The sequence below is a fragment of the Mesorhizobium sp. B2-8-5 genome (genome assembly GCF_006440675.2).
Classification (GTDB): domain Bacteria; phylum Pseudomonadota; class Alphaproteobacteria; order Rhizobiales; family Rhizobiaceae; genus Mesorhizobium.
Window position 1 is genome coordinate 5513451 of the sequence record NZ_CP083951.1, and the last position, 25391, is coordinate 5538841.

Annotated in this window: 20 protein-coding genes and 3 pseudogenes; 4 read left to right on the forward strand and 19 right to left on the reverse strand. The window is 63.6% G+C overall.

Features of this window, described 5'->3' with window-relative positions:
- The first annotated feature begins 23 nt into the window (after positions 1 to 23).
- The gene (locus FJ430_RS27360) at positions 24 to 863 is read left to right on the forward strand and encodes a 3-keto-5-aminohexanoate cleavage protein (protein ID WP_140702878.1); all 840 of its coding nucleotides are present in this window, start codon (positions 24 to 26) and stop codon (positions 861 to 863) included.
- Positions 864 to 924: 61 nt separating this feature from the next.
- Here the strand turns inward: FJ430_RS27360 and FJ430_RS27365 are convergent.
- The 12 genes and pseudogenes from FJ430_RS27365 to FJ430_RS27420 all read right to left on the reverse strand — a co-directional run bounded on the left by FJ430_RS27365 (position 925) and on the right by FJ430_RS27420 (position 10912).
- Positions 925 to 1735 (reverse strand): annotated as a pseudogene (locus FJ430_RS27365) (3-methyl-2-oxobutanoate hydroxymethyltransferase).
- A 10-nt stretch (positions 1736 to 1745) separates the two neighbouring features.
- Positions 1746 to 2231 (reverse strand): annotated as a pseudogene (locus tag FJ430_RS27370) (TIM barrel protein); the annotation flags it as partial.
- Positions 2232 to 2244: 13 nt separating this feature from the next.
- A protein-coding gene (locus tag FJ430_RS27375; protein ID WP_226891807.1) for an IS5 family transposase occupies positions 2245 to 2996 on the reverse strand; the annotation gives its coding sequence in 2 pieces (ribosomal slippage) (positions 2245 to 2666 and positions 2666 to 2996; 753 coding nt in all).
- A gap of 55 nt (positions 2997 to 3051) precedes the next feature.
- A pseudogene (locus tag FJ430_RS27380) lies at positions 3052 to 3351 on the reverse strand (hydroxypyruvate isomerase); the annotation flags it as partial.
- Position 3352: 1 nt separating this feature from the next.
- On the reverse strand, positions 3353 to 3661 hold the full coding sequence (locus tag FJ430_RS27385; protein WP_140705498.1) for a MocE family 2Fe-2S type ferredoxin: 309 nt from the start codon (positions 3659 to 3661) through the stop codon (positions 3353 to 3355).
- Positions 3662 to 3671: 10 nt separating this feature from the next.
- Entirely contained in the window at positions 3672 to 4631 is a 960-nt protein-coding gene (locus tag FJ430_RS27390) for a sugar phosphate isomerase/epimerase family protein (protein WP_140705496.1), read from the reverse strand.
- Complete coding sequence (locus tag FJ430_RS27395) at positions 4628 to 5632, reverse strand: Gfo/Idh/MocA family oxidoreductase (RefSeq protein ID WP_140705493.1); 1005 nt, start codon at positions 5630 to 5632, stop codon at positions 4628 to 4630. Before FJ430_RS27395 ends, FJ430_RS27390 begins: the two co-directional genes overlap by 4 nt.
- Positions 5633 to 5721: 89 nt before the next feature.
- A complete protein-coding gene (locus FJ430_RS27400; protein ID WP_140643490.1) occupies positions 5722 to 6555 on the reverse strand; it encodes an ATP-binding cassette domain-containing protein in 834 nt (277 codons plus the stop codon).
- Positions 6556 to 6633: 78 nt separating this feature from the next.
- The gene (locus FJ430_RS27405) at positions 6634 to 7656 is read right to left on the reverse strand and encodes an ABC transporter permease (protein ID WP_413467805.1); all 1023 of its coding nucleotides are present in this window, start codon (positions 7654 to 7656) and stop codon (positions 6634 to 6636) included.
- Positions 7653 to 8597: an ABC transporter permease gene (locus tag FJ430_RS27410; protein ID WP_246683221.1), complete on the reverse strand. Its 945-nt coding sequence runs from the start codon at positions 8595 to 8597 to the stop codon at positions 7653 to 7655. Before FJ430_RS27410 ends, FJ430_RS27405 begins: the two co-directional genes overlap by 4 nt.
- Positions 8598 to 8804: 207 nt before the next feature.
- Positions 8805 to 9770 (reverse strand): sugar ABC transporter substrate-binding protein, encoded by a 966-nt coding sequence (locus FJ430_RS27415; RefSeq protein ID WP_140705488.1) that lies wholly within the window; start codon positions 9768 to 9770, stop codon positions 8805 to 8807.
- Positions 9771 to 9865: 95 nt separating this feature from the next.
- Positions 9866 to 10912, reverse strand: a complete 1047-nt coding sequence (locus FJ430_RS27420; protein WP_140705486.1) for a sterol desaturase family protein — start codon at positions 10910 to 10912, stop codon at positions 9866 to 9868.
- A gap of 181 nt (positions 10913 to 11093) precedes the next feature.
- On the opposite strand from FJ430_RS27420, the gene FJ430_RS27425 reads away from it, so the two are divergent.
- Positions 11094 to 12128: a LacI family DNA-binding transcriptional regulator gene (locus FJ430_RS27425; protein ID WP_140705484.1), complete on the forward strand. Its 1035-nt coding sequence runs from the start codon at positions 11094 to 11096 to the stop codon at positions 12126 to 12128.
- A gap of 68 nt (positions 12129 to 12196) precedes the next feature.
- On the opposite strand, the gene FJ430_RS27430 is transcribed toward FJ430_RS27425, so the two are convergent.
- From FJ430_RS27430 to FJ430_RS27460, 7 genes are all read right to left on the reverse strand, one after another.
- Positions 12197 to 12670: a DUF4189 domain-containing protein gene (locus tag FJ430_RS27430; protein WP_140705482.1), complete on the reverse strand. Its 474-nt coding sequence runs from the start codon at positions 12668 to 12670 to the stop codon at positions 12197 to 12199.
- Between the two features lie 52 nt (positions 12671 to 12722).
- Entirely contained in the window at positions 12723 to 13448 is a 726-nt protein-coding gene (locus FJ430_RS27435) for a hypothetical protein (RefSeq protein ID WP_140643481.1), read from the reverse strand.
- Between the two features lie 12 nt (positions 13449 to 13460).
- A complete protein-coding gene (locus FJ430_RS27440) occupies positions 13461 to 14030 on the reverse strand; it encodes an invasion associated locus B family protein (RefSeq protein ID WP_140643479.1) in 570 nt (189 codons plus the stop codon).
- Between the two features lie 8 nt (positions 14031 to 14038).
- Complete coding sequence (locus tag FJ430_RS27445) at positions 14039 to 18553, reverse strand: YadA-like family protein (RefSeq protein WP_140705480.1); 4515 nt, start codon at positions 18551 to 18553, stop codon at positions 14039 to 14041.
- Positions 18550 to 19005: a hypothetical protein gene (locus tag FJ430_RS27450; RefSeq protein WP_140705478.1), complete on the reverse strand. Its 456-nt coding sequence runs from the start codon at positions 19003 to 19005 to the stop codon at positions 18550 to 18552. Before FJ430_RS27450 ends, FJ430_RS27445 begins: the two co-directional genes overlap by 4 nt.
- A 192-nt stretch (positions 19006 to 19197) precedes the next feature.
- Positions 19198 to 19617 carry an AraC family transcriptional regulator gene (locus FJ430_RS27455; protein ID WP_226891934.1) on the reverse strand — a complete coding sequence of 140 codons (420 nt, stop codon included), beginning with the start codon at positions 19615 to 19617 and terminating at the stop codon, positions 19198 to 19200.
- 396 nt (positions 19618 to 20013) lie between these two features.
- Positions 20014 to 21534: a helicase HerA-like C-terminal domain-containing protein gene (locus FJ430_RS27460; RefSeq protein ID WP_140705476.1), complete on the reverse strand. Its 1521-nt coding sequence runs from the start codon at positions 21532 to 21534 to the stop codon at positions 20014 to 20016.
- A 232-nt stretch (positions 21535 to 21766) separates the two neighbouring features.
- Here FJ430_RS27460 and FJ430_RS27465 point away from each other — a divergent pair, with 232 nt between their 5' ends.
- Entirely contained in the window at positions 21767 to 23209 is a 1443-nt protein-coding gene (locus FJ430_RS27465; RefSeq protein ID WP_140705474.1) for a methylmalonyl-CoA mutase subunit beta, read from the forward strand.
- Positions 23206 to 25329, forward strand: coding sequence for a methylmalonyl-CoA mutase (scpA, locus tag FJ430_RS27470; RefSeq protein ID WP_140705472.1), 2124 nt, complete (start codon positions 23206 to 23208; stop codon positions 25327 to 25329). The genes FJ430_RS27465 and scpA overlap by 4 nt, the downstream gene beginning before the upstream one ends.
- The last annotated feature ends 62 nt before the right edge of the window (positions 25330 to 25391 follow it).

A 25391-nucleotide genomic window follows, 5' to 3' on the forward strand; every position in this document is an offset into this window, starting at 1 on the left:
CCATTCGGGCCGAAAGGAATTCCATGCAACCGGTTGCCAGCCGCCCCGATCCGGTCGCGATCGCCGTGGCGCCAAATGGTGGCCGGCGCACGAAGGCCGATCATCCCGCCTTGCCGATCACACCAGATGAGTTGGCGCATGTGGCCGCGGCTTCGCTCGACTCGGGCGCCGCCATGATCCATGTCCATGTCCGCGACCGCGACGGACATCACCTGCTCGACGCCGAAGCCTACCGGACCGCAACCGCGGCGATCAGGGCCAGTGTCGACGAACGGCTCGTCGTCCAGATCACCAGCGAGGCACTGGGCATCTATCGGCCCGAACAGCAGATGCGGGTGGTGCTGGAAGCGCGGCCCGAGGCGGTTTCACTGGCCCTGCGCGAGTTGTTGCCCGACCAAACTTACGAAGCGGGTTTCGCCGCATTCCTTGAAACGCTGCGCAGGGAGAAGATCACACCGCAGATCATCCTCTACACTCCCGAGGAGGCAACCTATCTCGCGATGCTCGCGGGCCGCGGCCTGATCCCCTTCGACAATCTGCCGGTTCTCTATGTGCTCGGCCGCTACGCGGTTGGACAGACGTCCCGCCCGGCCGACCTGCTGCCTTTCTTGGCCCCGGGCACTGCCGCTGCAAGCCATTGGATGGTCTGCGCCTTCGGCAACCAGGAGACGGCGTGCGTGACGGCAGCCGCGCTGCTTGGCGGGAACGCGCGCGTCGGGTTCGAGAACAATCTTTTCCTGCCCGATGGAACACCGGCTTCGGGAAATCAGGACCTTGTCGCGGCCACCAAGCGATCAGTCGAAGCCTGCGGGCTCACCCTCGCCAATGCGGACACGCTTAGAGGCCAGTGGGACGCCGCCTGAAGGGCGCGCGAGCGGTTGATCGCCAAAATGGACATCGAGATCGGCTGATCGCACTTCAACGCTAGAGATCCACCGCGGCCTTGAAAGCGGCAAGCTCCTCGTCGGCGATCGGCACGACGTGCTGCGGCTCGGGATAGGAGCCGGTGCGCACGTCGGCGATGAACTCGCGATAGGCGGCGATGCGCTCGCGCTGCAGCCGCTCGAATTCGGCGGCGAAGTTGCGATAGGTCTTGGCGTGGCGCGGCTTGTGCCCGGCGGTGTGGCCAAGCACGTCCTCACTGAAAAGATATTGCGCGTCGGCATGGGGGCCGGCGCCCATGCCGAGCATGATCATCGGCGTGTTCCTGGTGATCAGTTCGGCGATGCGGTCCGGCACCACTTCCAATTCGGCGCCGAAGCAGCCGATGGCTTCGAGGCGTTTCACGTGGTCCCACCCGGCGCGCACTCTCGGCCGTCCTGCCGACGGCCTTGAAGCCGCCGGTCCAGGTGCATTGCGAGGGGATCAGGCCGACATGGGCGATGATCGGCACGGCGTTGTCGCAGAGCGTTTTCTGGATATCGAGCGAGGCGGCGCAGTAGAAGCAGTCGCCGCCCATGCGCGTAAAGTGATAGGCGGCGCCGAGATAGTCATGCGCCGAGACCAGATCGCCGGCGGGGCCATAGGGAAGCCCGACCTGGACGAAGCAGCGGCCCGCGGCCTCGCGCATCTCAGGCGAGAAGAAGCGTCCTTCGATCGACAGCATGTCGACGCCGGCCGCGTTCGCCGCCGCCGCCTCTTCGAGCGAGGTGACGTAGAGCATCGAAATCTTTTGTCCGCGCGCCTTCATGGCGCGGATGTCGGCGACGGTCGGACGGTTGTTCTTGGTGACCATTTTCGTTCCCTCAGATAGTGAAAGCGTTGCGGAAGGCCTCGAGCGCCGCTTCGGGATCGCCGGAAGCGAACGCTTCCATGCCGACCGGCCCGCGATAGCCCATATCCTTCAGCGCGCCGGCGATGCCGCGATAGTTGATCTCGCCGGTGCCGGGCTCCATGCGCCCCGGCACGTCCGCCACCTGGACCTCGCCGATCCATGGCAGGCAGGCGCGGCAGAGCTCGATCAAATTCCCCTCGCCGATCTGCGCGTGGTAGAGGTCGAGGTTGAGGCGCAGGCCCGGCCGGTTGACGCTCGACACCAGCGCCAGCGTGTCCTCGGCGCGCGCGAAGGGCACGCCGGGATGATCGACCGGCAGGTTGAGGTTCTCCAGCGTGAAGGTAACGCCTTCCGCTTCGGCAAGATCGGCGACGCGGTTAAGCGTATCGCGCGCCTTGAGCCACATCGCGCCGGTGACCGTCTCGCACGGGCTGACCGGCAGACCACCCTCGCCTAGGGCTTGTTGAGATTCATCGTGAGTTTATGACGGCGGCAGCGAGATGGATGATGGCACTGAAACTCTGGTCGGTTTTGTCGGCGCGCATGGCGATACGTTTGAATTCCTTGAGTTTGCAGAAGAAGTTTTCGATCAGATGACGCCATTTGTACATCTCGGCATCGAGCGGCAGCGGCTTTGCACGGCGCGGGTGCTGAGAAATGACGACCTTGGCGCCGCGCTCGTTCAGATCGGTGATGATGACGTTGCTGTCGAAGGCCTTATCGGCGATCAGAGCGTCGAAGCAGAGGCCCGCGATGAGCGGTTCAACACCGACCGTATCGAACCGCTGGCCCGGCAGCAGGACAAAGCGCACGAGATTGCCAAGCGCGTCGGTAAGCGCCAAGATCTTGGTCGTCATGCCGCCTTTGGAGCGACCAATGGCCTGGCTCTGAGTCCCCCTTTTGCGCCCTGGCCGTGGCGATGGACTTTGACGATGGTTGCGTCGACCATGGCGTATTCCATGTCCGGTTCGTCCGAGCAGGCCTCGAAAAGCCGAATGAAAACATCGGCTTTGACCCAACCGCGGTATCGCGTGAAGACGCTGTTCCACTTGCCGAAGAAGGCTGGCAGATCGCGCCATGGGCTTCCAGTGCGCACGATCCAAAGAACCGCTTCAACAAACAGGCGATTGTCACCTCCGCTTCGTCCAGGGTCTATCGCCTTACCCAGACAATGCGGTTCCATCCTCGCCCACTGGGCGTCCGTCAGCACGAATCGTTCCATCAAAAGCTTGAATCACGACCAAGCCAAGATGGGAATCCTGAATATCAACAAACCTTAGTCCGGTGCCATGCAGGTTGAGGCGCGCCACGCCAAGGCGCTTGCCGACGGCGGCCGTCTCCTTAGCTGTCTTCAGGAGTTCTTCCGCGCCTTCATCGTCGGCGAGCCGGCCGCGCAGATAGCCGTTCATGATCGAGAAGGTGGCGCCGGATTTTTCGAGCATTGCAAGGTCATGGTCCGGCCAATTCCAGAGGCCGACCTGGAAACCCAGTTCGGTCAGGCGCTTGACGCGGAATTCCATCGGCCGGTCGCGCCACAGCATTTCGGCGCAGGCGGCTAGAACGAAGCTGTCGGACATGTCAGATCTCGATATGCACGCGGCCGTTCTCGACCCTGGTCTTGTATGTCCTGAGGTTCTCGCAGGCCGGTGGCGTCTCGACTTCGCCGGTGGTGAAGTCGAAAACGGACGCGTGCTTGGGACACTCCACCGTATTGCCCATGACAAGACCGTCGGCAAGGTGGATCGCCTCGTGTGTGCACAATCCGTCCGTACAGTAGTATTCGTCCGCGTCGTTACGGAAGATCGCGAAGGTGCGGCCGCCATTCTCGAAACGCTTGGCTTCCTCGGCTTCGATTTCGTCAGCGGCACAAGCGTCGACCCAGGGCATATACGTCTCCTCAGATATCTTGCGGTTTGAAGTCTGCGGGAGCCGACGGCATCACGCCCTGGAGCAGCGCGACCGACTTTTCGAGCCCCTCCAGCGAATTCAGAAGCACGTCCTCGTGCTCGATGGAGAGCCAGCCATCATAGCCGGCCATCTTCAGCCGATAGCAGAACCGCCGCCACCACTCCTCGCCATGACCGAAGCCGAGCGTGATGTAGCTCCAGGAGCGGGCCGGGATGTCCATCAGGCTGCCATTCTCGAGCAGCGAGGTCGTTGCCTGAACGGGCCGGTTCAGCATCGTATCCTTGGCATGCACGTGATAGATGGCCGCGCCCAACGCTTCGGCGGCCGCGAGCGGATCGGCGCCCATCCAGAACAGGTGCGAGGGGTCGAGATTGGCGCCCACGACCGGCCCGACCGCTTGTCGCAGTTTCAACAGCGAGGGCACGTTGTAGACGCATTGATTGCCATGCAGCTCGAGCGCGATGCGCTCGACCCCGTTTGCCTTTGCCAGCGCAGCGATCTCGGTCCAGAACGGGATCAGCTTTTCTTCCCATTGATATTTGAGGATGGTCTGCGTTTCCGGCGGCCAGGACGAGACAACCCAGTTCGGCATGCTGTCGCCGGCACTACCAGCCGGCAGACCGCTCATGGTGCAGACCGTGCGGATGCCCATCTCGCCGGCGACGCGGATGGTATCTCTCAGCCCCTCGCCCTGGGCCCGATCGGTCGGATGCAACGGATTGCCATTCGCATTCAGGCTGATGATCTCCAGCCCGCGTTCCTCGAACGCTCCCATAAAGCGTCTCTGTGCTTCCCTGTTGCCCAGCATCGACGCGAGACGGAAATGGGGGGCGGTCGACCAGCCGCACGTGTTCACCTCGATGCCGGATACGCCCATGCGCTGGGCATGATTAAGCACCGCCTCGAACGGCAGGTAGCCGAGACTGTCTGAAACGAAACCGAGCTTCACGCGTAGAACTCCGGCTTTGCAATCATCTGGACAGGCGTTCGACGGCCTTCCTTCAGCGCCTTCACGCCAGCCTCGGCAACGACGGCGGCGCAATAGCCGTCCCAGCAATCCGACGCTGTCACAGGGAAATCGCCAGTCACGACGAAGCGCAGGAAGTCTCGGTTCTGGCGGCGGTAGGCATCGTAGTAACGGGTCCGCCAGTCGGCGTCGTAGCTGGTGCTTTGGGTAAGCGCGGACTCAGTGCGGGTATAGGCAACATGGTTGGTCGCAACAGTGCCCCGTTCGCCGACCAGTTCGGCACGCACGTCATAGCCATAGGCGGCGTTGTTGTTGATCTCGATGTTGACCAGCTGGCCATCCACGGTTTCCAACACCATGACGACGGGGGCGACACGCGCGTCCGAGCGTCTCGGCTGGAATGCGGAGATGGCGGTGTATTCAGTGCCGAGCACATAACGCACGACGTCGAATTCGTGCGGGGCGGAATTGGTGATGGCCATCGCGCCGGTGAAATCGGCGGCCGGCGTTTCGACGTTGCGGTGGAAATTGTGCACCATCAACGCCCGGCCGAGACGGCCGTCTTCCAGCGCCCGCTTCATCTCCTGGTAGGAGCGGTCGTACCGGCGCATGAAGCCGAGCTGGACGAATTTCGCCCCGGCTTTCTGTTCGGCTGCCATCACCGCAATGCAGTCAGCCGGGGCTTGTGACAGGGGCTTTTCGCACAGTACCCGCTTGCCGGCGCCAATGCAGGCCATCGACAGCGGCGCGTGCGTGAAATCGGGGCTGGCGATGATAACGGCGTCCACATCCTGCCGCGCGATGGCGCCCTCGGGATCGGTGGCAACGTCGTTGGCGCCGCATGCATCAGCGACGAAACGAGCGCGCTGCTCATCCATGTCGCAAACCAATTGGAGGGTTGCGCCGGGCAGTTCCTCGGCGACTATCCTGGCATGATCCGCGCCCATGAGGCCGGCGCCGATCACTGCAATGCGAATTGTCATTTCTGTCCTGTTTTTGCTTTCGGGTTTACGGGATCGCGGTGAGCGGCGAGATGAAGCCGCGCCGGACTGGATAACCTCCCAAGGAAAGTCTAGTGAGCGGCTGGGATCAGGGACGGCGGATGGCCCGCATGGGTTTCCATGTAGCCTTCGACCTGGGCTTCGAGGTCGGCCATGGTCTCGCCGCCGGCCATCAGATCCGTAATCTCCTCGCGTGACTTTTCGCCCTTGCGGAAATCGGCGGCGATGGCGCCGCGGATCAGTACCGCGAAATGGTCGCCGACGGTCATGGCGTGCATGACCTGGTGGGTGATGAAGACCACCGCCAGGCCACGCTTCTTGGCCTCGTTGACGATACGCAGCACATGCGAGGCCTGCTTGACGCCGAGTGCCGCGGTCGGCTCATCCAGGATCAGCACGCGCGCTCCAAAATGCACGGCGCGGGCAATGGCGAGCGACTGGCGCTCGCCGCCCGACAGGCCGCCCACCAGGCGGTCGCCGTCGTCGATACGGGTGATGCCAAAATCCCGGACCGCTTTCACCGCTATCTCGTTGGCGCGCTTGCGGTCGTAGATCCTGAACGGCCCCCAACCTTTGGTCGGCTCGACGCCGACGAAGAAAGACCGCCCGATGCTCATCAGCGGAAACGTGCCGCCGAACTGATGCACGGTGGCAATTCCGCGCCCCTGCGCATCGCTTGGTCCGGTGAACGTAACGGACTGACCATCCATCAATATCTGGCCGCTGGTTGGCTTGTGGACCCCGGCCAGGGTCTTGATGAGCGTGGACTTGCCGGCGCCGTTGTCACCGAGCAGGCAGAGCACTTCGCCGGCGCGCACCCTGAGCGAAATATCGTGCAAGACGTCGATCGGTCCAAAGGATTTGTTGACGTTTCTCAGTTCGAGAATGGCAGGTTTGTCGTTCATGGCGTCATCTCTTCATCTGCAATTCGACTGCGCCGGGGTGGCATTCACCGAAGCGGGAAGTGATCTCAAACTCATCTCTCATGGGTTGGCTGGCTCCCGCGGCAGGCTTCGCTTGCGCCGCGGTCTGAAGTACAGCGCCAGGTCGCGGAATGACTGGTTCATCAGCACGGCCAGCAGGAGCATCACGCCGATGATCAGGTTCGACCAGTTTCGGTCGATCTGGGTGAAGTAGATGCCCTGGCTGACGATGGCGAAGGTGACGGTTCCCACGAAGATACCAACGACCGACCCGAAACCGCCGGTCAGCAGCACACCGCCCACCACCACGGACACGATCGCGTTGAAGATGAAGCTCATGCCGCCGGAGACCTGGGCGGAGTTGAACAGGATCGCCTGGCAGATGCCAACGAATGTGGCGCTGACCGCGGACAACACAAACAGCGCAATGGTCATCCGGTTCGTCGGAATGCCGGCATTGCGGGCGCTGACCTTGTCGCCGCCCATTGCAAAAAGCCAATTGCCATAGCGGGTCTTGTGCAGAACGAAACCCATGATGGCGGCGAAGGCGACCCACCAGACGATGATGACCTGGTGACTGCCGCCGATCAGCTGGCCGAACAGGAATTTGGCCCAGTCCGGCGCAGTGAGGGCAACGCTGGCGTTGCCGGTCAGAAGCACAGACCCGCTGAGCACTACCCCTTGCATGGCGACCAGCGTGGCCAGGGTAATGATCAGCGAGGGCACGGAGGTTCGTATCGTCAGCAGGCCGTTGATCAGGCCAACCGCCACGCCGACCGCCAGTGCGCCGGCGATCCCTACGGCTATGGGCAGTCCGTAGTAGCCGGTCAGGACGGCCGTGGTCATCGAACCGGCGGGGATCAAGGCGCCGATGGAAATGTCGAGTTCGCCCGCGATCATCAGCAGGCCGACGGGAATGGCGACGATGCCGAGATTGGCCGCGAAATTGACCCAACTCGCCGCGCCAACCAGCGTGCCCAGATTGGCGCCGCCGAACAGAACGAAGAACAGCACCACGCCAATGAGGCTGAGGACCGATCCGGCTTCGGGACGGCGCAGTGATGATTTGATTGCGTCCATCATGACTGTCCTCCCTTCTTCGACGAATAGCTGAGCGCCAACTGCCGGAACGTGTCGTTGGTCAACACCGCAATCAGGAGAAGCGCACCGATGATGACGCTGCCGACATTGGGATCGAGACTGGTGAAATAGATGCCCTGGTTCACGATCGAGAAGGTGAGCGTGCCGAACACGATGCCGACGATCGAGCCGAAACCGCCCGTGAGCAAGACGCCGCCGATGACCACGCACATGATGGAATTGAAGATGAAGGACTGGCCGGCCAGAACCTGCGCGCTTTGGTAGACCATCACCTCGCTGACCCCGACGAACGCGGCGCTGAAGCCGGACAGCATGAACAGGCCGATGGTCAGGCGCTTGGTTGGGATGCCGACGTTGCGCGCACTCTCCTTGTCGCCGCCGAGCGCATAGATCCAATTGCCCATCGGCGAGATGTGCAACAGCCAGAACAGGCCAACCACGAACACGACCCACCACAGGATCGTGACCTGGAACATGCCGCCGAGATAGTCACCCAAGATTTGCTTGGTAAGCGGGTCCGGCACGAGCGAGACGCCGGTGCTGCCGGCGATCTTGACGGTGAGGCCCAGCGTCAGACCCATCGTGCCGAACATGGTGCCGATGGTGATGATAAGCGACGGGATGGTTGTCCTCGTCACAAACAGGCCGTTGACGAGGCCGACGGCGAGGCCGAGGCCAAGCGCTGCCGTTATGCCAAGCCAATCGGGCAGCCCGTAGTGACCCGAGACGATGGCAGCGGTGAGCGACGCCGCGGGGATCACCGCGCCGACCGAGATGTCCAGTTCCCCGGCGATCATCAGCAACCCTATCGGCAGCGCAATGATCCCGATCTCGGAAGCGATGTTCAGCCAGCTTGCCGCACCGGCTGCCGACATGAAACTGCTGCCGCCGAATAGGCCGAAGAAAAGCAGGACTGCGACCATGCCAAGGAACGAGCCCGACTCCGGTCGACGTGCCAACCGGCCGAGCGCCAGTCCGGACTGCGAGCGTTCGAGCGCAGGCGTTGATGTGGATGCGACGGGATGTGCCATTAGGGTAATCCGCGAGCACGCGGCTGGCCGTAATGTGCCGCCGCAGAGAAAGGGAAAAGGGCCGCCCGCCGCAAAACGCGGGCGGCCCAGGCGGGAGGATTATCGTGTCCCTGCTTTCACGCCAGCGATGGTGGCGTCGACGTTCGTCTTGTCGATGATGCCTGGTCCCGTAAGGATCTCGCGGGTGGGCACCGACAGGCCGTAATTGACGTGACCATTGAGGATCGCCACGGCGAGATATCCCTGCAGGTAACCCTGCTGGTCGATGGCGCAGTCCTGCTGGCCACCCTTGATGTTGTTCAGGATCGTCTCGTCAAAATTCATGCCGCACAGGTGCACCTTTCCGACCTTCCCGGCCTGGGTGATGCCGTTCATGGCCGAGTTGGCGTCGACGTTGCCGATCGTAAAGACAGCGTTCACGTCCTGGTGCTGCAACAGATAGGCCTTCACCGCCTGGGCTACGGCGGTTGCCGAGCCGAAGGATGTGGCGGGCAATGGCAGCACGTCGGCTTCACCACCACCGTTCTTCATACCCTCCTTGAAGCCACCGCAAAACGCCTCGATGTTGGCGGCGCCCGGCAGCGTGTTGATGCAGACGCCCTTCTTGTTGCCGGCCTTGGTAAGGTACTCGCCGGCCGCGACGCCGCCCTTGTAATCATCGGAGCCGACATAGTTCATGGCGCCGAGACGATCGGCTGCTTTCAACCCGCCGGCATTGTAGATAAGCAGCGGAATGCCAGCGTCCCTTACCGCCTTGAACGCAGGATCCATCGCTTCCGGCACCCAGTCCGGGCCGACGATGGCATCGGCCTTCTGGTCGATGGCCTGACGGATCAGCTCTGCGGCGTCCACACCCAGATTGTCGTAGTTCTGCGGCCCGAGCCAGGTGACCTTGCCGCCTTGAGCCTCGACGACCTTGCCGGCGTCTTCGGCACCGCGCTTGACGATCGACCAGAACGGATCGTCCGGCTTACCGCCGACGACGAAGATGTTTGCGGCGAGCGTCGCGCCGGTGCTGAACCCGATCAGCACCGCCGTCGAGACGAGTGTCTTGAAAAGCTTCATGGTATTCCTCCCAGATTACCCCATAGGGTTTCAACAAAAGTCTTCCTGTTCCGGGCCCACTCCTCACGGACCCAGCCGAAACGGCGCCTGGTTCGTTATTCCGCAGGCATTCCGGATGCCGGATCGCCGCGGCCTTCCTGCCGGCTCCGCACCTTTTCCTTTTTCTTGCGGAAGCGGGCCTTCATGACCTCGTCGGCTTCCTTGCTGCCGTCGTGCCAGGTGCCGAACAGCTTATCGAGTGGCACCAGCCCGTCGCCGCCGTAATTCACCTCGAAGTACTTGTGGTGCAGGTAGTGCACGTAGGAGTGGCTATCGAGATTGACCTTGTCGGTGATCTCGAAGGTCTCGAAGCCGAGATGGCCGTTGACGGCGCCGAAACCGGCTCCATGCAGCGTGAAATAAGCGCAGACCGGGTTGGACGGGATCAACAGGTGCAGCCAGGCTTCGGCATGATAGAGGAAGCCCTCGACCGGATGCATCGACAGCGACGACCACGGGCTCGGATTGATCGAATTGTGGTGGACCGAGTGCACCCATTTGTAGAGCGGCGGCCAATGGATCGCCCGGTGCAGGAAGAAGAAATAGACCTCATGCACCGCAGGCGCGATAAGCACCAGGAACGACAGGTATAGCCAGTTCGTCGTCCAGGGCAGCCAGACAGCCCAGCTGTTCGCGTAGACCCACAGCATCACGATCTCGACCACTGTCCACAGCGGTATGGTGACGAAAAACGAGCGGGTGAAATTGTCGACGTTCTGGCTTTGAAACCAGAACACGTCGGACGGCGCGTCCGAGGGAAACTTTGGATTGTACTTGAAGCGGTTCTGTTGCTTGCGCCGGACGTAGTAGCGCAGCTCGAAGAAGCCGTAGAAAAGAAAAATCCCGGCGGCGTTGAGGCCGTACAGCCAAAGGTAGTTGAGCAGCGAGAGGCTCGCGAGACTCTGCCAGCTCGGGATCAGCAGGTTGACCCAAATGAGCGACGTGGCGAGGTGGAAGGTATTCCATGGCCAGAAGAATTCTGGAATCCAGGCTACCACCTTCTTCACATTGAACGGACGGTGCCAGATCGGCGCCGGCTCGGCACGGCGATGTGGTGCCCAGTTACCGCGCTTGTCGCGCGTTCCATACTGAAGATCATCCATCGTGAAAGCGCCTCCCTGCCCGGATCGGTCTGGGGTCTGTGGGCTCTCGACATCCGATCGAGGCCTCACTCGGCGCAATTCATATCGGAGGGTTGATATTCGGAGAAGGCAGAAATAATATCAAAATTGCATTTGTATCATTTAGTTTCAATCATGATGATACAGAGAAGGGTGGGCGTTCATGAAGCGGCCGACAATCCACGATCTTGCTACCGCGGCAGGCGTGTCGGTGGCGACGGTGAACAGAATTCTGGGCGGCACCGTTGCCGTGCGGCCGAAAACCGTCCAGCGCGTGCAAAGCGCCGCGGAAGAAATTGGCTTTTACGGCATCGGCGCGATCGATGACCGGGCGCGAAAAATCTCGCCGCATTACCGGCTGGGTTTCCTGCTCCAGCAGTCGACCCGCGACCTCTACCAGCTATTCGGGAAGAAGATTGTCGCTGCCTGCCGCGAGCGGCGGGACGAGGTCATCGACCCTGTCGTCGACTTCGTGGATATTTTGACGCCGGAGACGATATCGAGCCGGCTCATCGCGCTTGGCGATGCATGCGACGCTGTGGCGGTGGTCGCGGCGGATCACCCGATCATTGGCCAGGCCATCCGTTCCCTGAAGGAGATGGGTAAGCCGGTTGTCTCCTACATCACAGATCAATCCGCACCGGAAAGGGCGGCCTATGTAGGCACCAACAACTGGAAGCTGGGGCGCACCGCAGCATTCCTGATCACGCAAACGACCCAAGGGGCTGGTCGAATCGCTGTTTTCATCGGCAATCATCGCTACCAATGCCAGGATGTCTCGGACGCCAGCTTCCGCTCCTATTTGCGCGAGCACGCGCCTCGGCTCACAGTGGAGGAGAGCCGCCCCACTCACGAGGAATCGAGCGAGGCCTACCGCATGGTGGCCGAGTTGCTGAAGACGACGGACGATCTGGTGGGGATTCTAATTGTTGGCGGCGGCATCACAGGCGTGCTTCGCGCCTTGAGGGAAGTATCTTCCGAGAGGCGATCGGGGATCAAGGTGGTATGCCGCGACATTGGGCCCGAGACCCGCAGAGGATTGTCCGAAGGATTGATCACGGCAGCTCTCTGCCACCCCCTTGAAGCGACCTCCGCCCTTCTCGTGCAGACCATGATCGATGTCATTGGACCACAAGCACCATTCGCGACCCTTCAGCGGTCGATACCTTTCGAAATAGTCACACCGGAGAATATCTGAGTCAGCGGGCCGCTGCCTTCCACTTCACGCGGCAGAACATCTAATGCAGGCTGCAGCGTTGTCGACGCTCAGGTGCAGACCCATTCGCGGATCTTGCACTGCTTCTCCTTACCGCCGCATTCGGCCTTGGCCTTGTCCTCGGCTTCGCGACGCGTCGTGGCGGACGCGACACCCCAGAACGGGGTCGCCGGGCCACGGCTCTTGCCGACTGAAAGCGCCGCGCAATGCTCATAGGGAAAGCCGGTGCCGTCATCATCGTCCCAATGGCGATGGTTGCGAAACACCTCGACCACCCTGCAGCCCGCGCCGTCCGCATTCTCGCAGTGCTTGAGCGCGATGTCTTCGGCTTCCTGCCGCTTGTCGGCGCCCCAGAAGAAGCCGTGCCTGCCGTCGCCCGGCGAGTAGGCGATCGCGCCCCAGATTCCCCTCTCCTCGCCGGTCTGCGCCGGCGGCGGCGCCACCAGGTCAGCGGCCCGGCTCGCCATTGTCAGTCCGACAAAAGCCGCCAGCAGCGGGAATGAGAGGCGACGGTTGATCAGCATTTTCGTAGCTCCCAATTGCAGCTGTCCAGGAATCGACAATCACGGCTGGCCGCTAGCCGCCCATGCGGGCCACCGAGACGACGACACAGGTATTGCCGGTGGGGACCAGCAGCGCCTGGCCGCCATTGTTGGCCAGGTTGAAAAGCATCGTTTTCGAAAGATTGTCCGCCAGCAGGCTGCCTTTCGGGAGCGTTCCGGCAACTTCCTGGCAAGAGCGCTGGAACGGCGCCACGCGCACGAAGCCGCCCTCGCAGGTCTGGCCGACGGGCGAAGCAAAGACGACGCCCGCGGCCTGCGTCTTGTAGTCCGGCAGATCGTAGCTCATCCCGGCCACGGCCTGCACCGCATGGGCATCCGGCGAAGTTTTGTCCCATTGCGTCTGGACCGCATAGGTCGATCCTGCCGTCAGAGCCTGTCCGAGCGTGGTAAAGAGATTGGCGCAGGTGCGCACGCCCGCCTGAGCGACATGCGCCTGAAACGGATTCTTGTTCGCCGCGATATCCGCCGGCGCAGGCGCGGCTTGCGCCGGCTCGCCCTGCATGGGCGCCTGTGCTTGCGCGGAGGCCGTGCCGGCGACGAATGTACCGAGCGCGGGATAGAGACGGAGCGACAGGATCACCGCCGCCGCGACCAAGACCGCGAACGCGCCGAGCAGCGCCGTGTTTCGCACCAGGCGCCAGCCTGGCGAACGCTGTGGCGGCGCACTTGCCGGCGGCTCCGGCAGCGCGACCGGCTGGGAGTGCGTCAGGATTCTGTCCTCGATGGATTGGCGTGTCATCTCAAAGTCTTTCTAGTTGATGGCCGACAGCGCGGTCTTGAGCCCCTTGAACGGGGCATCGAGGCTGACGGTCGCTCCCGACGGCAGGGAATAGGAAACCTGGACCATCGTCTCCTTGCCGATCTGCTCGCGAAGCACCGGGCCGACGGGTAGATAACCGACGCAAACCGACGCGTCGCAGCCTTGCAGTTGAACGTCGACCGGCTGTTTGCGGCCGGCAAATCTGAGCGAAAGCTTGCTGCCTGCCCCTGCCGCGCTGGGCGCGCGCAATATCATGAACGGCTTGCCCTTCTCGTCGGCCGCAAGCGACCAGCTGAAGATTATTGCCTGGCCCTGGTCGATGAAGGACTGGCTGATGTTGCATACTTTCTTCCTGGCCTGCAGGTTCTCGTCGCAGATCAGCGTCCAGTTCTCGAACGGACGCGTGATGCGTTGATATTCGCCAAGCTTCACGTCCGGAGGTACCGCGACGTCGGAAGGTTTTATCCTGTAGGCAGGGGCCGCCCCTTGCCCGGCCGCGTGCGGGCCGGACAGAAGGAGGCAAACCACCGATATTACGGCAAGGACTGTTTGCCTGGTCATCAGCAGACTCAGTTCAGGGTAAAGCTGACGCCCGCGCCGACACCCCAGTGCCCGCCCGCCGTCGTGCCGGAGAGGTTCGCCCGGGCTCGGCCGTCCTCGCTGGTGTAACCGGCGCCGAACGCGACCGCGCCTTCGCCGCGCCAATAGCCGCCGCCGGCCGCGACGCTCAGCTTGCCTGGGCGGTCGTCGTAACGCAGCGAGGCGGCCGCAAGGCCGATCGCGGCGGCCTGCCGCGCCTCGCCGCGCGCCTCGCCCATGTCCATGTTGAGCTGGCTGAGCTTGGAGTCGGTATAGGCATTGGCCTGCTGCAGCGTGGTGGCCGCCACCTGATTGGTGTAGGTCTTGGAGTTGTCGAACGTTGTCGCCAGCCCGTTGTTGAACTGCAGCACGTTGACTGCATCGGTGTCAGCGGTGCCGGCGCCGACATTGTGGATGACAACGGGCGCATTCACGTCACCGCCGACGAGCGTCAGCGAGTTCGACTTGGTGCCGTCCGGGTTCTTGTCATATTGAACGGCGAACTCATTCAGGTTGCCGACGCTCCCCTGCACCGCTTCGACAGCCTGATTGGTCGCGTAGAGCTGGCTGCCATTGATGGCATCGGTGGAAGTGTCGCTGATCCTGCCCGCGGCCACATTGGTTACGGTGCGTTCGTTGCCGACGCTGCCGACGCTCACCGTGCTCGTCGGATTGGTTCCGGCGAAGGTGTAGGCGACGCCGTTGATCGTCGTGCCGGTGGTGGCGACGGCAGCCGCCGTCGTCGAGCCGGCGCCGAGAGCGACGCTGCCCGGCTCGTTGGCCGTGGCGCCGGCACCGAGCGCCATTGACTGGGCGCCGTTGGCGGTCGAGTTCGTGCCTAGCGCGATGCTGTCTGCCGCATTGACAGTCGAGGTCTGGCCGATCGCGATGCCGCCTGGCGCCGTCTGCTGGACGATGGCGCCGTTGCCCATGCCGATGCCGTTGTCGCCATTGACGGTCGTGCGCGGGCCGATCGCCACCGAATCGGCGCCGACCGCCAGCGAGTCCGACGCGGTCGAGTTGGCGTGGAAGTACATGCTTCCGGTCACCGCGAAGGAGCTCAGCGCGCCCTTCAACTGGCGAAGCGTGACGGCGTCCTGGTCCTCGGTGCCGTCGGCCACATTGATGATCTGGCGATAAGCGGTGGAGGTGCCCACCGAGACGGCGCCGAGCAGGGTCATGTCCGCGGTGTTGTAGGGAATGAGGCCGGTGCCGGAAAGGATCGACCCCGACACGGGCGCGACCGCACGGTCGGAAACCGAGCCGGAGCCGAGCGCCACGCCGTCGGTTATGGTGACCGCGGTGCCGCGGCCGAGAGCCAGCGAATTGGCGGCGGACGCCGTTGCCTGGTAGCCGAGCGCCGAGGAGCCGATCCCTTGCGCGAAGGCATCGGTGACCGGAAGCGTCGTGTCGTTGGTGCGCACGTAGCGGATGCCTTCGCCGTTGGCGTCCGTGTAGGCAGTCGAGGTGTCGCCGGCAAAATTGTTGATGGTGTTGCCGAGCGTGGTGATGTCGGCAGTGTTGGCGGCGATGTCGGCAGTGTTGGCCGCGATATCGGTCGTGTTCTGCGTCACCTGCTGGTTTGTCGCGAAGAGCTGGGAGCCGTTGACCGCGTCGGTCGAGGAGTTGCTCAACCGCCCGGCCGCGACGTTCTGGATCTGGCGCTCCGCGCCAACCGAGCCGACCGAGAATGCGCCGGCCGGCGTTCCGCCGGCGAAGGTGTAGTTGACGCCGCCGATCGTCGTGCCTCCGACATTGGTCGTGGCGCCCGATACCGAATTCAAGCCGATAGCCACGTCGCCGGCGTTGTTCGCGACGGCATTCGGGCCGATCGCGACCGAATCCGTCCCCAGCGCCTGGGAATCGGGCAGCGTCGAATTGGCGTGGAAATACTTGATGCCGGCACCGGTGTTGATGTTGGTGATCGTGTTGCCGAGATTGGTGATGTCGGCGGTGTTGGCCGCGATATCAGTTGTGTTCTGCGTCACCTGCTGGTTTGTCGCGAACAGCTGCGAGCCGTTGACCGCGTCGGTCGAGGAGTTGCTCAACCGCCCGGCCGCAACGTTCTGGATCTGGCGTTCAGCACCAACCGAGCCGACCGAGAACGCGCCGGCCGGCGTTCCGCCGGCGAAGGTATAGTTCACACCGCCGATCGTCGTGCCGCCGACCACGGTCGTGGTGCCGGATACGGAGTTCAGGCCGATTGCCACGTCGCCCGCATTGTTGGCGACGGCATTCGGGCCGATCGCAACCGAATCCGTCCCCAGAGCCTGGGAATCGGGCAGCGTCGAATTGGCGTGGAAATATTTGATGCCGGCGCCGGTGTTGATGTCGGTGACCGTATTTCCGATGTTGGCGATATCGGTCGTGTTCTGCGTCACCTGCTGATTGGTCGCGAAAAGCTGCGAACCATTGATCGCGTCGGTCGAGGCGTTGCTGAGCCGGCCCGCCGCGAGATTGGTGAGGGTCCGCTCCGCGCCCGGAGCGCCGATGCTGACGGTTGATGTCGGAACCGTTCCGGCGAAACTGTAGGCCGTCCCGCCGATCGTCGTGCCGCTCGTGCCGACCGCCGTGACGGTCACCGAGCCGGAGCCCAGGGCGACATCGCCTGACTTCGCCGCCGCGGTCGCGCCGTCGCCCAGGGCGATATTGCCGGCGAGGCCGGCGGCGCCCGCGGTAGAGCCGTTGCCCAGCGCCACGGAGCCTTGCCCGATCGCCTTGTTGTTGTTGCCGATCGCCACTGCGCCGGCGGCCTGGTTGGCGGCGGTGGCGCTCGCCGTGCCGTCGCTGTTGGCGATGTTGTTGGCACCGCCGGTGAAGGCGCCGGTGCCGCTGGCATAGCTCGGATCGCCGATGGAGACCGCGCCGTCGCCAAAGGCGGTGTTGCCAGAGCCGATCGAGACAGCCTTGCCACCGGTCGCGACCGCATTGGTGCCCATGGCGACCGCCTCGGCGGAATCGGCCTTGGCATTGTTGCCGACGGCGATGGCGCTCTGCGCCGATGCATTGGAACCGATGCCGAGCGCGGTGCTGGCTAGCCCGCCGGCGCTGGCGCTGACGCCGGCGGCAAGGGAATTGTCGCCTGTCGCCTTCGCTCCAGACCCGAATGAGGAGGAGTTTATGCCACTGGCAACGGCGGTGTTGCCAACTGCCGTGCTGGCGGCGGCGCTCGCAGCGGAGCTGGTGCCTATGGCGATGGCCGATTGAGCGCTCGCAGTGGCTTGCCTGCCGACCGCCGTGCCGTCTACACCGCTCGCAGTGGCGCCCAATCCCAGCGCACTTGCGTTGGCGGCTATCGCCGCGGCGTTGTTGCCGATCGCGGTGGTGGAGACGTCCGTCGCCTGGGCTCCAGAACCAGCCGCGACCGAGCCGACGCCGCTCGACACGGCCGAATTGCCCAGAGCCAGCGCGAACTGACCGGAAGCCGTGGCAACGTTGCCGAACGCTGCCGAGTTTGACGCCGATGCATTTGCCTGGGGGCCAACGGCGATTGCATTGGTGCCGGCTGCCTGGGCCTGGAAGCCCACGGCTGCCGAACTGGCGCCGCCGGCCGAGGTGCCGATGCCGAGCGCGGTACTGCCGACTCCGCCTGCGTTGGCGCTGACGCCGGCAGCGAGAGAATTGTCTGCTACTGCTTTTGCCCCTTCCCCGAATGCAGAAGCGTTTATGCCGCTGGCAGCGGCCTCACGCCCGACGGCAGTGGAGTTGGCGCCGCTGGCGACAGATCCCCAGCCCGCGGCTGTCGCATAGTTGTTGCTGGCCGTGGAACTGGTGCCGAGGGCAGTGGAGTTCCCCCCAGAAGCAAGGGAGAAGGTGCCCAAGGCGTTTGCGCCAGCCCCAGTGGCATTGGCGGTTACACCGAGCGCGACCGAATTGACGCCGCTCGAGACAGTGCCTTGACCCAACGCGATCGCGCCGCCGGTACCCGTAGCTCGCGCATTCAGACCGATGGCGATCGCATATTGCGCCGACGACACGGACGAACGTCCCATGGCAATTGCGTCGGCCTGAGATGCCGTGACATCCGTGCCGATGCCGATGGCGCTCGTGGCAGTGGCACCCGTTCCCGCAGCAGTCCGCGAGCCGAGATAGATGGAGTTGATCTGCGAGGCGATCGACTGGAAGCCGATCGCGACGGCATTCTGGCTGCCCGCGCTGGCATTGGTACCCTCGGCGATGGAATCGGCTCCGTTTTGCACGGCTCCAGATCCAAACGCGATACCGCGCACACCGTTTGCCGTGCCGCCGCCGCCGAAAACCTGTGCCGATGCCGGCGTGGCGATGCCACCGAATGCAATTGCACCCAGCGCCGCCGCCAGAATCCTGCCACCGCCGAGCGTGCCAAGCCCTAGCCCCCTGCGCTGCATGCCGAGCACCCTATGCGCGTTGCGCAGCGCCGCCATCAGGCGGCGCCGGAGCGAGCGGCTGTCGGTGGCGCCGGAGACCCAATTTCCAGCAAATCGAGCCGATCCGCGCTGACTGATACCTTCCTGCCTGAAGTTCATTGCGAGAATGCCTCCTTTGGTGGGTCGCGCTCGATCACGGCAGGTTCCGCCGATCCTGCCGCCAAAGCGTGTCTGCTCGAAAATGGGATGACGATATCGGCGCCGCGCGCCAGCAGCGCGTGGCCCTGTTTTTCACCGATCGCCTCGACGCGATCGAGCGTGTTTTCAAGCCAGGCGTCACCCGCCTCGGGCACAGCCTTGAGCGCCGCCGCAACCCGCTCCGTTGGGATCAGCCGCTCGAGATAGGACCGCACCGCCGCCAGATGGACGGCAGGCGCGTCATGCGCGTGAACGACAGCCGTGAGGCCATAGAGATAATGGGCCAGCAGCATGTCCTGCTTGGCGAGGGGCACGCCATTTCCATAGCGCTTCTCAAGCGTCCGCGATGCCGACTCCAGCCAGTAACCGATCTCCTCGGAAAGGCTCCGGCGAATCGCCGTGTCGTCGCTCATGTCCCCTCGGCCAGCTTAGAATCCGAATACCGGATTTGCTGCAGAAAGACACGTTTTCAGGGGCTTCGTATTCCAATAAATTGCTGTTTATCTGAAAATATACCGCAGGTTTTCTGGAGGTTAACAGTAAATTACTTTAGCCGAATCTTTATAAGAGATCCGCTTAATTTCCATACTGCTAAATTAGTTTCCCTATCCGGACCGCGACCGAACATGCCTTGCCCGCACCTGCTGTGGGGTGGCGTCGCGATATTTCTTCATCGTGGTGGTGAGGTGGCTCTGGCTCGAGAAGCCGCTCAGATAGGCGATGTCCGTGATCGAGACGCGCCTGTCGGCCAGCAGCTTCTCGGCAAAGTCAAGGCGAAGGGTAAGAACATATTGATGCGGCGTCATGCCGAACGTCTTGGAGAAAGCACGGGCGAAGTGGTAGGGGGACAGCCCACACACAGCCGCCATCTCGGCGAGCGAAAGCTTGCGCGAAAAGTTCTCGCTCAAGAATTGCTGCATGAGGCGAGTGTGGCCGAACGACAGCCCGCCTTTCGCGTTTAGCAGTGGCCGCCTTTCAGCAGGAATTTCCGAATACCAAGCTGGCAGATCGTCATCGCGCCGCAACTCGGACTCCTGATGCTCAGCCCTCCGCAGCCTTTGCCCAACCTTAGAGGGCGCTTTCGGTTCCGTTGCCACAATAATTCGTGATCGCACGTGCTGTCGGCGCTATCGAGTTTGCCCCCCGGCAACAGCACGTCAAAGGCCATGATTTGGCGCGTCTGGTATTTCATGAAATTGCGGTTCCGCCGGGAAAAATTCCCTGGCGGAAAGTTTCAGCTGCCACTGACGCGGCTCACCCGTCGACGGGTAAGATTTGATCGTCGGGAGGTAACGCGGACAGCCTTCCGGGGTGGCGCATTTCCGTGACGGATTCGCCCGACGGCAAGCGGGTCCTCGCCTGACATCAAAGGTTGCGGGGCGTGATTCGCGTCGCGCTCCGCTCGGTGCCGGCTCTTCGCTTCAGCGGCCTCGCGCAAGGCTTCCCAAAATCCCGCGTACGATGGCGCGGCCGACGGAGGAGCCGACCGAGCGCACCACCGACTTGATGGCGGCTTCGGCCACGGTCTGGCGGCTGGAGGACCGCCGGTTGCCTGTTCCCAAAACATCGTCGAAACCGGGAATGGTCCAGCGCGAGCCGCCGCTGTTCCGCTGCTTTGCCGCCTCGGCGTCCTGCGCCTCCTTGGTCTTCTTCTGCAGGATTTCGAAAGCCGATTCGCGATCGACGGTCTCGTCGTACTGGCCGGCGACCGGGCTCTCGGCGATGATCTTGCGGCGCTCGTCGGGCGTGATCGGTCCAAGCCGGGATGACGGCGGCCGGATCAGCGTGCGCTGGACCATGGCCGGCACGCCCTTGTCCTCCAGCATCGAGACCAGCGCCTCGCCGGTGGCGAGCTGGGTGATGGCGGTGGCGCAATCGAAATCGGGGTTGGGCCGGAAGGTCTCGGCGGCCGTGCGCACCGCCTGTTGCTCGCGCGGCGTATAGGCTCGCAGCGCATGCTGGACGCGGTTGCCGAGCTGGGCCAGCACTTTTTCGGGAATATCCAGCGGGTTCTGGGTGACGAAATAGACGCCGACGCCCTTGGAGCGGATCAGCCGCACCACCTGCTCGACACGGTCGATCAGCACCTTCGGCGCGTCCTCGAACAAAAGATGCGCCTCGTCGAAGAAGAACACCAGCTTCGGCCGGTCGAGATCGCCGACCTCGGGCAGTTCCTCGAACAGTTCCGACATCAGCCACAGCAGGAAGGTGGCGTAGAGTCTTGGGTTCATCATCAGCTTGTCGGCGGCCAGAACGCTGATCGCGCCGCGGCCGTCGCGCGTCGTGCGCATGATGTCGGCGATGCGCAGCGCCGGCTCGCCGAAGAAGTTAGCCGCACCCTGCTGTTCCAGCACCAGCAGCGTGCGCTGGATGGCGCCGACGGAGGGTTTGGTGACATTGCCGTATCGGGCGCTGAGCTGGTCGGCGCGGTCGGCCATGTTGGCGAGCAGCGCCTGCAGGTCCTTGAGATCGAGCAGCAGCAAGCCTTCCTCGTCGGCGATGCGGAAGGCGATGTTCATGACGCCTTCCTGCGCCTCCGTGAGGTTCATGAGCCGCGACAAAAGCAGCGGCCCCATCTCGGAAATGGTGGCGCGGATCGGGTGGCCCTGCTCGCCGAACAGATCCCAGAAGATGACCGGGAATTCCTGGAACTGGTAGGGATCGAGCTTCACCTGCTCGGCGCGCTTGACCAGGAAATCCTTGGCCTCGCCCATCATGGATATGCCGGAAAGGTCGCCCTTGATGTCGGCGCAGAAGACAGGCACGCCGGCATTGGAAAAGCCCTCGGCCAGGATCTGCAGGCTGACCGTCTTGCCGGTGCCCGTGGCCCCGGTGACAAGGCCGTGGCGGTTGCCGTAGCGCAGCAGCAGCTCCTCCGCGCGCTGATAGGAATCGTCGGGCTTGCGGCTGGCGCCGATGAAGATGCTGGTCTCGTCAACCATATCCTGTCTCCGCAATCTGTTCCGCTCAAAGGCCTCATTCGGAGGTATAGTAACGCTCGTCACATGCGGCAATGCCCAGCATCGATTTTGGGGCGCAGCGAATTCGGCCTTTGGCGCTTGCGGATTCGGCGCATGTTTGGCAATCGATTGGCTGGATGACGCATTGTGATATCCGGTTCCTGACCTTAGATTGGCTGGACCCGGCTGATGCGGCCGAGAAGCGAGGAGAGCGATGGGCGCCGGCGCCTTGACCAGGGATGTCGACCTTCCGAACCCGGACGCCAAGCGTTGGCAGGCGCTGGCGGAAAAGGCGCTTGCCGGCGGTTCCTTCGAGGAAAAGCTCGTCTCCCGCACCGATGACGGCATCCGCATCGAGCCGCTCAGACAACGCTCGACGACCGCCGAGCCGTTGCCGCGCACAAATCCGACCGCGCGCTGGATCGTCAGCCAGCGGGTCGACGACCCGGATATTGCCCGGGCCAGCGCGCAAGCCCTGGAAGACATCGCCCAAGGCGCCAGCGGTCTGTCGCTGGTCTTCGAGGGCGCGCCGAACGCCTTCGGCTACGGCCTGCCGCGCACCGCGGAAGCGTTGGAACGGGTGCTCGACGGCGTGCCGCTCAACCGCGTGCAGGTGCGCATCGACGCGCATCCCTGGAGCCGCGCCGTGGCCGACTGGCTTCTCGCCTTCTTGAGCAAACGCCGTTCCGATCCGACCAAGCTCAACCTTTCCTTCGGCATCGACCCGGCGGCGATCTTCGCCGGCACCGGGCGGCTGCGCACCTCGATCGAGGCGCTGCAGGAATCGATGCCGCAGTCGCTGGCGCATTTCTTCTCGATGGGCGTGCCGGGCGTGCTGCTCGAGGCCGACGGCCGTGTCTTCCACAATGCCGGCGCCACCGAGGCGCAGGAGCTCGGCACGATGATGGCTTCCGTGGTGTCCTATCTCAGGATGTTCGAGAAGGCGCGCCAGCCACTGGTCTATGCGGCGCCCTATATCGGCTTCGCGCTCAGCGTCGACCAGGACCAGTTCCTGTCGATGGCCAAGGTGCGGGCGTTGCGCACGCTCTGGGCGCGCATCCAGGAAGCCTGCTCGATCCCGGCCGCGACCGCCAGCATCCATGCCGAGACCTCCTATCGCATGATGACGATGGCCGACCCGGAAACCAATATTTTGCGCACGGCGATCGCGGCCTTCGCGGCGGCAACCGGCGGCGCCGATTCGATCTCGATCCTGCCGCACACGATCGCGCATGGGCTGCCGGCCGGCTTTGGCCGCCGCGTTGCCCGCAACGCCCAACTGATCATGGCCGAGGAGAGCCATATCGGCCACGTCGTCGATCCGGCCAGCGGCTCGGGCGCGGTCGAAGCGCTGACCGACGATCTCTGCGCCGCGGCCTGGGAAGAATTCCAGCGCATCGAGGCCGAGGGCGGCGTGCTTGCCAGCCTGCAGCAGGGCTATATCCAAAATCGCGTGCAGACGGCCGCGGCCAAGCGCAACGGCGCCTACCGGTCGGGCGAACGCGGCATTGTCGGCACGACGCTTTACCGCGTCGGCACGGAGCGCCCGGTCGAGACGCTGCCGCAAGAGCGGCGTCCAGCGCTGACGGAGGGCGTCGCGACCTGCGAGCCGCTGTTTCCGGTGCGCATCGATCAGTCGATCGGAGCCGGGTCATGATCCCGGATTTCAGCCAGATCGGCTGGTCGGCGCCGCGTCGCGCGCCGGTCGAGCTCAAAGGCCAGCGGATGACGCCGGAAGGCATCGCCGTGAAGCATCTTTACGGGCAAGGCGACCTCAAGGGGCTCGCCAATCTAGACACGTATCCGGGCATGCTGCCCTTCGTGCGCGGCCCCTACCCCACCATGTATGTCCAGCAGCCCTGGACGATCCGGCAGTATGCCGGGTTCTCGACGGCGGAGGAATCCAACGCCTTCTACCGGCGCAACCTCGCCGCGGGCCAGAAAGGCCTGTCGGTGGCCTTCGATCTCGCCACGCATCGTGGTTATGACAGCGACCATCCGCGCGTCGCCGGCGATGTCGGCATGGCGGGTGTGGCGATCGATTCCATCCTCGACATGCGCCAACTCTTCGACGGCATTCCGCTCAACGAAATGACGGTGTCGATGACCATGAACGGCGCGGTGCTGCCGATCATGGCGCTGTACATCGTGGCGGCGGAGGAACAAGGCGTCGCGCAGAAGGATCTCGCCGGAACCATTCAGAACGACATTCTGAAGGAGTTCATGGTCCGCAACACCTACATCTATCCGCCGAAACCTTCGATGCGGATCGTGTCGGACATTTTTGCCTACACCTCCAGGCATATGCCGAAATTCAACTCGATCTCGATCTCCGGCTATCACATGCAGGAGGCCGGCGCGACGGCCGACCTCGAGCTTGCCTATACGATCGCCGACGGCATCGAGTATGCGCGCGCCGGCGTTGCGGGCGGTCTCGACATCGACCGTTTCGCGCCGCGCCTCTCCTTCTTCTGGGCGATCGGCATGAACTTCTTCATGGAGGTCGCCAAGCTCAGGGCCGCGCGGCTGCTGTGGTCGAGCCTGATGAAGAAGAATTTTGCGCCGAAGGACGAGCGTTCGCTGTCGTTGCGCGCCCATTGCCAGACCTCGGGCTGGTCGCTGACGGCGCAGGATCCTTACAACAATATCACCCGCACCATGATCGAGGCGATGGCGGCGACGCAGGGGCATACCCAGTCACTGCACACCAATTCCTTCGACGAGGCGATGGCGCTGCCGACCGACCATTCGGCGCGGATCGCCCGCAACACGCAGCTCATCCTGCAGAAGGAATCCGGCACCACGCGCATGATCGATCCATGGGGCGGCTCGGCCTATGTCGAGCGGCTGACGCATGATCTGGCGGCGCGCGCGCTGGCCCATATCGAGGAGGTCGAAAGCCTCGGCGGCATGGCGGCGGCGATCGAGCAAGGCATTCCCAAGCTGCGCATCGAGGAAGCGGCCGCCCGCACCCAGGCGCGCATCGATTCCGGCGAGCAAATTCTGGTCGGCGTCAACGCACACCGGCCCCAGACCGACATCGAAGTCGATGTGCTGAAGATCGACAATGCCGAGGTGAAAGCCAGGCAATTGGCGAAGCTGCAGCGGCTCAAAGGCACACGCGACGTCGCGGCGCTGGAGGATGCGCTGGCAGCGCTGACCCGTGCCGCCGAGGGCAATGAGAACCTGCTGGAATTCGCGGTCCGCGCAGCGCGCGCCAACGCCACCGTGGGTGAGATCTCGCTGGCGCTGGAAAAGGTTTTCGGCCGCCACACGGCGGCGGTGCAGACGATCTCCGGCGTCTATCGCGAGGCGCTCGGCGACAACCCGGCGCTCGCGCGGCTGCAGGAAAAGATCGAGGCGTTCGAGAAGAAATCCGGCGGCAAGCCCCGCATCCTCGTCGCCAAGATGGGCCAGGACGGCCACGACCGCGGCCAAAAGGTGATCGCCAGCGCCTTCGCCGATCTGGGCTTCGACGTCACCGTCGGGCCGATGTTCCAGACGCCGGATGAGATCGCCAAGCTGGCGGTGCGGCACGATGTCGACATCATCGGCGCGTCGTCGCTCGCGGCCGGGCACCTGACGCTGATCCCCGAGCTCAAGGAAGCGCTGAGGAAGCTCGGCCATGCCGACATGCTGATCGTCGCCGGCGGCGTCATCCCGCCGCAGGATTATGACGCGGTGCTGGCGGCGGGAGCGGCGGAGATCTTCCCGCCGGGAACCGTCATCCCGGAGGCGGCAAACCGGCTGATGGATCGGTTGCTGGCCGATCAGTGAAGGCTTGCCGAATTGGCTGAAGGTTGTTCTATAACGACAGATACAACCAGGGCGGCGCGATC

Excerpts from the sequence above, each read along its gene's own strand:
- scpA (WP_140705472.1), top strand. The coding sequence starts at position 23,206 with ATGATCCCGGATTTCAGCCAGATCGGCTGGTCGGCGCCGCGTCGCGCG.
- FJ430_RS27460 (WP_140705476.1), bottom strand. The coding sequence starts at position 21,534 with ATGGTTGACGAGACCAGCATCTTCATCGGCGCCAGCCGCAAGCCCGAC.
- FJ430_RS27440 (WP_140643479.1), bottom strand. The coding sequence starts at position 14,030 with ATGACCAGGCAAACAGTCCTTGCCGTAATATCGGTGGTTTGCCTCCTT.
- FJ430_RS27420 (WP_140705486.1), bottom strand. The coding sequence starts at position 10,912 with ATGGATGATCTTCAGTATGGAACGCGCGACAAGCGCGGTAACTGGGCA.
- FJ430_RS27385 (WP_140705498.1), bottom strand. The coding sequence starts at position 3,661 with ATGCCCTGGGTCGACGCTTGTGCCGCTGACGAAATCGAAGCCGAGGAA.
- FJ430_RS27465 (WP_140705474.1), top strand. The coding sequence starts at position 21,767 with ATGGGCGCCGGCGCCTTGACCAGGGATGTCGACCTTCCGAACCCGGAC.
- FJ430_RS27435 (WP_140643481.1), bottom strand. The coding sequence starts at position 13,448 with ATGACACGCCAATCCATCGAGGACAGAATCCTGACGCACTCCCAGCCG.
- FJ430_RS27450 (WP_140705478.1), bottom strand. The coding sequence starts at position 19,005 with ATGAGCGACGACACGGCGATTCGCCGGAGCCTTTCCGAGGAGATCGGT.
- FJ430_RS27425 (WP_140705484.1), top strand. The coding sequence starts at position 11,094 with ATGAAGCGGCCGACAATCCACGATCTTGCTACCGCGGCAGGCGTGTCG.
- FJ430_RS27395 (WP_140705493.1), bottom strand. The coding sequence starts at position 5,632 with ATGACAATTCGCATTGCAGTGATCGGCGCCGGCCTCATGGGCGCGGAT.
- FJ430_RS27360 (WP_140702878.1), top strand. The coding sequence starts at position 24 with ATGCAACCGGTTGCCAGCCGCCCCGATCCGGTCGCGATCGCCGTGGCG.
- FJ430_RS27430 (WP_140705482.1), bottom strand. The coding sequence starts at position 12,670 with ATGCTGATCAACCGTCGCCTCTCATTCCCGCTGCTGGCGGCTTTTGTC.
- FJ430_RS27415 (WP_140705488.1), bottom strand. The coding sequence starts at position 9,770 with ATGAAGCTTTTCAAGACACTCGTCTCGACGGCGGTGCTGATCGGGTTC.
- FJ430_RS27400 (WP_140643490.1), bottom strand. The coding sequence starts at position 6,555 with ATGAACGACAAACCTGCCATTCTCGAACTGAGAAACGTCAACAAATCC.
- FJ430_RS27410 (WP_246683221.1), bottom strand. The coding sequence starts at position 8,597 with ATGGTCGCAGTCCTGCTTTTCTTCGGCCTATTCGGCGGCAGCAGTTTC.
- FJ430_RS27405 (WP_413467805.1), bottom strand. The coding sequence starts at position 7,656 with ATGATGGACGCAATCAAATCATCACTGCGCCGTCCCGAAGCCGGATCG.
- FJ430_RS27445 (WP_140705480.1), bottom strand. The coding sequence starts at position 18,553 with ATGAACTTCAGGCAGGAAGGTATCAGTCAGCGCGGATCGGCTCGATTT.